Source organism: Allomesorhizobium camelthorni (assembly GCF_011045125.1).
Taxonomy (GTDB): domain Bacteria; phylum Pseudomonadota; class Alphaproteobacteria; order Rhizobiales; family Rhizobiaceae; genus Allomesorhizobium; species Allomesorhizobium camelthorni.
In genome coordinates this window covers 1-7,889 of sequence record NZ_JAAKZF010000145.1, presented here as the reverse complement: position 1 = coordinate 7,889, position 7,889 = coordinate 1, and the positions used below count along the sequence as shown (strand labels likewise).

At 61.3% G+C, this 7,889-nt stretch carries 10 protein-coding genes and 1 pseudogene; 9 read left to right on the top strand and 2 right to left on the bottom strand.

What is annotated here, in order from left to right; genetic code table 11:
- The 4 genes and pseudogenes from G6N73_RS36575 to G6N73_RS37645 form a co-directional block, all read left to right on the top strand.
- On the top strand, positions 1-202 hold a 202-nt coding region (locus G6N73_RS36575; RefSeq protein WP_425484188.1), incomplete at its 5' end, for a c-type cytochrome.
- Between the two features lie 898 nt (positions 203-1,100).
- Positions 1,101-1,805: a helix-turn-helix domain-containing protein gene (locus tag G6N73_RS33635; RefSeq protein WP_425484187.1), complete on the top strand. Its 705-nt coding sequence runs from the start codon at positions 1,101-1,103 to the stop codon at positions 1,803-1,805.
- A 146-nt stretch (positions 1,806-1,951) separates the two neighbouring features.
- Positions 1,952-2,302: pseudogene (locus G6N73_RS38920) on the top strand (redoxin domain-containing protein); the annotation flags it as partial.
- Positions 2,303-2,411: 109 nt separating this feature from the next.
- Positions 2,412-2,597: a hypothetical protein gene (locus tag G6N73_RS37645; RefSeq protein WP_246252782.1), complete on the top strand. Its 186-nt coding sequence runs from the start codon at positions 2,412-2,414 to the stop codon at positions 2,595-2,597.
- Between the two features lie 16 nt (positions 2,598-2,613).
- Here the strand turns inward: G6N73_RS37645 and G6N73_RS33625 are convergent, their stop codons facing one another.
- Positions 2,614-2,922, bottom strand: a complete 309-nt coding sequence (locus G6N73_RS33625) for a hypothetical protein (protein ID WP_165034231.1) — start codon at positions 2,920-2,922, stop codon at positions 2,614-2,616.
- Between the two features lie 160 nt (positions 2,923-3,082).
- Between G6N73_RS33625 and msrB the strand changes: the two genes are divergently transcribed.
- From msrB to G6N73_RS33600, 5 genes are all read left to right on the top strand, one after another.
- Positions 3,083-3,532 carry a peptide-methionine (R)-S-oxide reductase MsrB gene (gene msrB, locus G6N73_RS33620; protein WP_165034230.1) on the top strand — a complete coding sequence of 150 codons (450 nt, stop codon included), beginning with the start codon at positions 3,083-3,085 and terminating at the stop codon, positions 3,530-3,532.
- Positions 3,529-4,038: a peptide-methionine (S)-S-oxide reductase MsrA gene (msrA, locus tag G6N73_RS33615; RefSeq protein ID WP_165034229.1), complete on the top strand. Its 510-nt coding sequence runs from the start codon at positions 3,529-3,531 to the stop codon at positions 4,036-4,038. The genes msrB and msrA overlap by 4 nt, the downstream gene beginning before the upstream one ends.
- 302 nt (positions 4,039-4,340) lie before the next feature.
- Positions 4,341-4,559, top strand: coding sequence for a hypothetical protein (locus G6N73_RS33610; protein ID WP_165034228.1), 219 nt, complete (start codon positions 4,341-4,343; stop codon positions 4,557-4,559).
- 24 nt (positions 4,560-4,583) lie between these two features.
- A complete protein-coding gene (egtB, locus tag G6N73_RS33605; protein ID WP_165034227.1) occupies positions 4,584-6,005 on the top strand; it encodes an ergothioneine biosynthesis protein EgtB in 1,422 nt (473 codons plus the stop codon).
- A gap of 269 nt (positions 6,006-6,274) precedes the next feature.
- Complete coding sequence (locus G6N73_RS33600) at positions 6,275-6,550, top strand: DUF427 domain-containing protein (RefSeq protein WP_165034226.1); 276 nt, start codon at positions 6,275-6,277, stop codon at positions 6,548-6,550.
- 52 nt (positions 6,551-6,602) lie between these two features.
- Here the strand turns inward: G6N73_RS33600 and G6N73_RS33595 are convergent, their stop codons facing one another.
- Positions 6,603-7,556 carry a helix-turn-helix transcriptional regulator gene (locus tag G6N73_RS33595; protein WP_165034225.1) on the bottom strand — a complete coding sequence of 318 codons (954 nt, stop codon included), beginning with the start codon at positions 7,554-7,556 and terminating at the stop codon, positions 6,603-6,605.
- Between the last annotated feature and the right edge of the window lie 333 nt (positions 7,557-7,889).

Genomic DNA, 7,889 nt, shown 5'->3' with positions numbered 1-7,889 from the left:
GATAGCTTTCGGCTTCCGATACAGTAACGCGATGAAGAATTCCGGCATCGTCTGGGACAACAAGTTGCTTAATGCGTTTCTGGAGTCGCCCCGGAAGGCCGTCCCCGAAAACAGGATGTCGTACGCTGGGCTCAAGGACGCGACGGATAGGGCGGGCCTCATTGGCTACCTCGCAGCATTGAAATCGCTGCACGCCCACTGACACTTTCACGCGCCGGATCTCTATCGAACGGAGATCCGATCTTGCACAGATGCGACGTGAGAGACTTTTCTGGGGTTCCGCCGCTGCGGAATCTACGCAGAAATTGCAATCGTGCGAGCTGTTGTTCCTACCGGCGACATACTCGCCGGAGCATAAGGTGAGATTGGCGGCGGAGCGGCAGCACGTTTTCTGGGCGGCGGCTGAAACGAAGGGTTGTTAAATCGCTCGATCTGGCCGGGTTTCGGGGCGCGCTGACGATCAAGCATATGCCGGCCGCGCCACTCTTCCACACTACCCCGGACTCCAACTCCGCTAGCTAGCAGAGCCGGGGCGGCTGCTCCGCTCGTCGATGCCAAGACGGCGCCGGCGAACGACGCGACAGTGGCCGCAAGCGAGGTCGCGCGCGTGCGAACCTGATACCGGTCGTCGCTCAAGCCAACCGACGCGGGGCAACCGCTTGATGTCGCAGCCGACGGCGCCCGTACAGCGCCGCGATCTCCTCCTGCGCCAGGAAGCTTATGCGAGCGCGGTTGATCCCCGCGACTCCCGTCTCGCTTACAGCCGCCTCGATTTCAACTTCGTTTGCAGCGCGCCGATGACCTCTCGCAAGTCGCTCACTATCGGCGCCCAGTTAAACTTCCTTTCTGTCTTTAAGGCCTCAGTCCGCGCCGCGCACCGCGCTGGCCTCTCACGAGCAGTCACTGCCGCTCTGCTGAGTTAGGTTGCAGCGGAAATCCGAGCATCTTGTTGACGTTGTCGAGAATGGGTCGGGATCGGCCGGTGCCTCGTCGCGGCCGGGAATGGCGATGCGTGACATGTTATACTGTGATGGAAAGTCAACCTGATCGGTCGTCACCCCCACGTAGCCCCTGCCCCGAACCCGAATAGTCCGCTAATCATGAGAAACGGCCTCTCGGAAAATGAGAGAAGATGGATCGCCTGGAAGCAATGTCATATTTGGCGGCCTCAGCAGAGGCGGGGGAGCTTTTCTGCTGCAGGGCGCCAACTCGATGTCCCCCTCCCGACTATCAGCCGGAAGCTCGCGGACCTTGAGGCGCACGTCAAAACGCAGTTGCTGGTGCGTTCGGGCGTGGTCTGCGGAAGCCCGAAATATTTTGCCGCGCACGGTACGCCAAAGACGCCGGCCGATCTCGCCGACCACATGTGTGTCACCTTCACCGCGCTTGCTCCCGGCATGACCTGGATATTCAACCCAAAAGGAGGACGCGACCAAGGGTGTCCGGCCGCCTTGCCGGCTGAAGATCAACACGGCCAAATCCGCCATAGACGCAGCGATCGCCAGCGTCACGAACGTGCTCTCATACCATGTCGCACGAGCCGTCGCCGAGGGAAAACTCAAGCTGATACTTCAGGACTACGAGCCCGAGCCTCTCCCCGTCCATCTAGTCCACTAACTAGCGGCAGGCGTTCGTGCCGCTCAAATCGCGCAGGTTTCTGGAATTCGCCGCCTCGCGGTTGCGCAAGTCTCTTGCAACCGACCTCGCCAAGCTCGGAAGCCGGCCAGCGCGGCAATCGCGTCCAGATGAGGGGCTCGCGCACTTACCGTACTCACTCATGCAATTCGAAAATATCTCAAACTTGAAGCGACAGACTACCTCAGGATCACGGGTTGCGCGATTGTTAAGTCCAGCGCGCCTAACCCGCGCAAAAGAGCTACATGCGACTCCAAGATGAGCTAGGCGCCGTCAAAGCAAGCGACAGGCGCGCAGCCCGCCGCAGGCGACAGCTGTGAGGCAGCAGGCCGGGGAGCAGCTGGCAGCGTCCGGGCAGGCCGACCGTGCAATCCACGCCGGCGACCTTGCGCCTGGCTTCCGGCTGCGCGACGGTGAGGGAGACGCCGTTTCTTCTCACGGCGCACTGCGTACCGGGCCGATCGTGATCGTGTTCGTGTTCCACCGAGGCCGCTGGCGTCCGTATTGCAATCTCGATCTTCGCACAATCCAACTTGCCGCGGACGACATCCGCGCATTAGGCGCAACAATCGTGGCTGTCTCGCAACAGACCCCTTTCGAGAGCATGGAGACAGTTCGGCTCTACAGCCTCTCCTTCCCGAGCCTGGTCGACCGGGGGCAGGGTCACACACGCCTTCTGCCTTCGATGGAAACTCTCGGCAGAGCTGAAGACCGTCAAGGCGGAATGCGGCGCGGATCTCGCTGTCTGGAATGGAGAGCCGAGCCGGACGCTCACTATGCCAGCCCGCTACGTCACCGCGCCGGACGGCACCGTGGAGTATGCCGATATCAGCGTAGACTACACCCGCCGCGACGAGCATTCGGAACTCCTCAGGTGCTCGCCGACGTCGACCACGGCGTGGCCATGTCCTACGGCGACAGAGATTCTCGCGGCGGTGCGACGGCTCGCGCTGGAGAACTGAGCCAGCCGCAGCGCGTTCAGCCTGGGGCTGGGACGCCGCCGGCTCGCCCTTCTCCGTGCAGGTCCGGCCGGGCAAAACCGAGCATGAACGCCGTCACTTTATTTGCCGCCATCTCGCACGGCTTTAACACGGTGCCGCCTATCGCCGTGCGGTAAAGATTGAAGCTGATGAAGTCGTTGCCGGCGAGCTCGCGTGCGAAAAGGCTTGTTCGCCTCCCATCCGGCGAGCGTCGCACGGTCACGCCATATCGCCGTCCGGCGAACCAGCCCTCGCTGTAACCATCCGCGAGCGCGCCCAGTGCCCTTTCGAAATCATCGTTTTCCATATCGTGTTGCTCGCTTCCTTCTCGCCGCCGCTCCCAGCAGCCTCCGATCCGATCACCCGCGCACAACCGTGTCCATGGCATGGATTCGATAGCCACACGTCATTGGACCCGCTGACCTCTCTTCGTATAACTGTTGGAGTACTCGAAACGAGGATGGTAGATGAGGAACTACGATAAGAAACCCGAGGCGCTGTCCCGCTTGACGCCGGAACAGTACCGCGTGACGCAGCAGGCAGGCACCGAACGTCCCGGCACTGGCGAATATCTCGATAACAAGCAGCCAGGCATCTACGTCGATATTGTTTCCGGCGAGCCTTTGTTCGCTTCGCTAGACAAATTCGACAGCGGCACCGGCTGGCCGAGCTTCACGAAGCCCCTCGATAGAGCGTACGTCAAAGAAATTACCGACGACTTTCACGGAATGGTGCGCACTGAAGTGCGTTCGAAGCACGGTGACAGCCATCTCGGACACGTCTTTCCGGACGGCCCGCGAGATCGCGGCGGCCTACGCTATTGCATCAACTCGGCCTCTCTCCGGTTCGTGCCAAAGAGTAGGATGGAAGAAGAGGGATACGGAACCTACCTCATTCACGTAGGAGAAGTTCAATGACGACTGAACGCGCAGTTCTCGCAGGCGGCTGCTTCTGGGGCATGCAGGACCTCATTCGCCGCTATAACGGCGTCGTCTCCACCCGCGTCGGCTACACTGGCGGCGAGGTGCCCAATGCGACCTACCGGGATCACGGTAGCCACGCCGAAGCGATCGAGATCATCTTCGATCCAGCCAAGATCAGCTATCGCGAGCTTCTGGAATTCTTTTTCCAGATTCACGACCCGTCGACGCTGAACCGCCAGGGCAATGACCGCGGCGCCAGCTATCGCTCGGCGATCTTCTACACCAGCGACGAGCAGAAGCACGTTGCCGAGGATACGATTGCCGACGTCGATGCTTCCGGTCTCTGGCCGGGCAAAGTGGTGACCGAGGTCGCGGCTGTCAGTGATTTCTGGGAAGCCGAGCCGGAGCACCAGGATTATCTCGAACGGATTCCCAACGGTTACACCTGCCATTTCGTGCGGCCCAATTGGAAACTCCCGCGGCGACATACTGCGGCCTGATCGGTCGCGGCGACCAAGAAGGGAGGGCGACCCGATGGCATACGGCATTTCAGGGCAGAGAGCGCCGGAACTCACCGTCCCCTACTGGATCGATGCTTTCGGCGACCCCGGGACGTCCGGTGACGCTATCCGAGCTCGGACCACGTCACCGCGTGCTATTCTTCTACCAGCACTGGTGCCCCGGGTGTCACCCGCACGAGTTTCCCACCGCTCTCTCTTATTGAGAAGACACATGCCACCGATGTCGGCATAGACGTGGTACAGACGGTTTCGAGGGTGCCAACGTCAATACTCCCGGGCAATTGCTCGACGACCAGCGGCGTTATGGATTGCGGATCCCGTTCGAGCACGAAGGCCGCACGGTCACGGGCCAACTTCCAAAGACGATGGAGAACGCCCGTACCGGCGGCACACTATGGTTCCTCACCATCGATGCCGCCGGCGTGGTTATGGAGGACGGCTTTGCGATCGACGCCGACCAATTGATCGCCACGGCCCTCAAAGTAAGCGCTGCGGCATGACCCGTCCCGCCGGTGGGGCGGGTCATGCCGCAGTTCACGAAGGGTGTCGTGGGACGATGGGACACGCCATTCGGATTCCCGACTCTCAAGCACAGCCTTGGATGTGGTTTGCGCGGGCGTCCATCGCCTCGCGACCCACACCCCAAAAACTTTGGAAAGGTCTATTTCGTGGAACCAGCGTACCTGTTTCAGTCAACGCTCGCGCCGAACGATCTGCAACGGCTCTTTCGGGAAGTCCGAACCACCAGTGAAAGGCTCGCGGAACCCCTCTCCGACGCCGATGCCACGGTACAGTCGATGCAAGACGCGAGCCCCTCCAAGTGGCACCTCGCCCACACGACCTGGTTCTTCGAGGCAATGGTCCTCAAGCCACACCTGCCTGACTACAGCGATTTTGACGATGGGTTCAGTTTCCTGTTCAACTCGTACTACGAGACGCTTGGCGCCCGACAGCCTCGCCCGCGCCGGGGGATGATCACACGCCCGTCGCTCAATGAGATCTTCGCCTACCGCACGTACGTCGACGCCGCGATCGACACACTGTTGTCGTCGCAACCGCCTCGGGACGTGACCGAACTCGTCGAACTCGGCTGTCACCACGAACAGCAGCACCAAGAACTTCTTCTGACGGACATTCTCCACCTCTTCGCCCAGAATCCCCTGCATCCTGGCTACCGCGATCCGGCGCTCGTCGCCGTCGAGACTGAGCCTGCGCCTCCACTCTCCTTTTCGGCTTTCGCCGGCGGGATTTACGAAGTCGGCCATGGTGGGCCTGGTTTTGCATTCGACAGCGAAGGGCCGCGTCATCGCGCCCTCGTCGAACCTTTCCGTCTCGCAGATCGGCTCGTGACCAATGCGGAGTGGATCGCGTTCATCGAGGACGGAGGGTACCGCAATTCGCTGCTATGGCTCTCGGAGGGCTGGGCGAAGACGCTCGCCGACGGGTGGACGCAGCCTCTCTACTGGGAGCGGCGTGACGGAGAATATTGGACGATGACGCTGCGCGGTTCCCAGCCGCTCGACCCGACGGCACCAGTCTGCCACGTCAGTTTCTTCGAGGCAGATGCGTTTGCAACATGGGCTGGGGCGCGCCTACCCACCGAGGCCGAATGGGAGATTGCCTCCGATGGGCTCAGCCTGGACGGCAACCTCCTCGACACCGATCGCCTGCGCCCCAAACCAGCCGCGGCACGAGCAAACGGACTGCAGCAGATGTTCGGAGACGTCTGGGAATGGACTCGCAGTCCGTTCACGCCCTACCCGCGCTTCCGCGCCGTCGAGGGCGCGGTCGGGGAATACAACGGCAAATTCATGTCCGGGCAATTCGTGCTACGCGGCGGCTCTTGCGTGACACCGCCCGGCCATATCCGAGCGAGCTACCGCAACTTCTTTCCAGCTCACACGAGATGGCAGTTCTCTGGGCTGAGGCTGGCGCAGGACGCGTGATCAACAAGCCGAGAGCCACTCGGCCCCGGGAACTGCAACCAAGGAGGAAAACATGAGCACCGACAAAATCGCCCTGAACATGGGACAATCACGCATTCTGGACGCATTATGCCGATAGCTCGTCGATCCAACCGGTCATTCTGAAGGTCAACGCCGCGCGATCCTGGGTGCGACGCTTCAAGCCCCGCCCAGCCTACCTTGCCGCGATCGAGCGAGGCGGCGCTTACGCGCTCGCCGAGTAAACGCCATACCCGAGAAAGGAAGAGATCATGACGTCAGCAACATGGAATGGAGCCACGATCGCAGAATCCGACGAGACGGTCGTCGTCGAAGGCAACCACTATTTCCCGCCTGACTCGGTCAACGCGGAGTTCGTGCGGCCAAGCAAAACCACCAGCCGATGCCCCTGGAAGGGTACAGCGAACTACTATTCCTTGGTGGTCGACGGCAGGACCAACGAAGACGCAGCTTGGTACTATCCGGAGCCTTCTGCCGCAGCCACTGACGTCAAGGGACGCGCGGCATTCTCAAGGGTGCCGAGGTGAAATGAGGCTCTCGTCCAGCCTCTCCCAAAACCATCCTGCGCGGTCGGACTTCTCACTTTACGACGGAACTTTCTTCCCGTGTGCTGTCGGTCTCAAATCCGGACTCGCGCTTTGCTTCAGCGCGATATGCGGATGGATCGGTGCCGTAGTGCTTGCGAAACGTCCGCGTGAAGCTGCTACGGCTTTGGTAGCCCGAGTGCATCGCGACTTGGTCTATCGAGACGGCATTCGCAGAGAGCAATCCCGCGGCGTGACGCATTCTCAGGCGCCGCAGTACGGACATCGGCGATTCCCCGAACGCTGCGGCGAACCTGGCCATGAACGCCGAACGGCTCAATCCCACGGATTGCGACTGAGCGTGCACCGTGTATTGCCCGGACGGCTTGGACGCCATCTCAGCAAAGGCTCGCGCGATCGGCGGATCGTTCAAGACGGAGAAACGCTCAACCCAAGGATTCGCCGAAATCAGGCTGCGCCGGAGCAGCGACAAAAGCAAGAGCTTCAGGAGAGCTGCCGACATAGGTCCGCCGCCGACCTCCTGCGAAGCAAGCTCGACCATCGCGTAGATCATGATCTGGTCCAACTGGTCGTGCGCGTCGAAGGTCTCTACGATCGGAGTGGCGAGCGAGGCAAACAGGTCGAGGCCTGCCGCATGCACCGCCGCGAATGATCCGCAAGCAAGCCGCAGCACGGCCTCGCCATTACCGACCAAGTGCCGCGAACCCGTGCCGGGAATAAAAGCGGCCGACCCCTGCCCGCCGCCGAACGTTCTTTGCGCGCCTCCGCGCGGATATGGAGCCACGATCGTCGCCGACCTGCGGGCGGGGATCAACACGAGGGTGTGGGCAGAGAGCTCGATCGGGGGCTCTCCTTCGACAAGAACCGTCCCCGAGCCGGCAAAGCCGTAGTGGATCGTCGGATGTTCGCTTCGGGCGACCTCCAGCCGCGAACCGGCAGCAAGCGTACACTCGGACAGCCTGACGCGATCGACCTCCAAGGTCGTCATCAGTTTGTCGAGGTCGACACGCGATATGCGCCAAAATGGTTGCCCTGCCACGTCCGGGAGCCTCGCGGAGTTCTACCCACACCAGTTCGGCGTTCGGGCGGCGCGACGGCTTCCGAACCACTCGGACATAGCCGGCGAGACCGGGTGAAGGGCTCTTCCGCGCTCCAACCTGATTTGGGTTGTTGATCAGTCTGCACACGCCTTCGAGAAGGCTGTGAAACAATCACCCAGATGCGCGTGACGTAGTAGTCCTTGCCGCCGAATTTGATATATTCATGCTGAACATGAATTGCGTTGAAACGGCCTTATGGTGCCGTAGGAATCCATGAATTG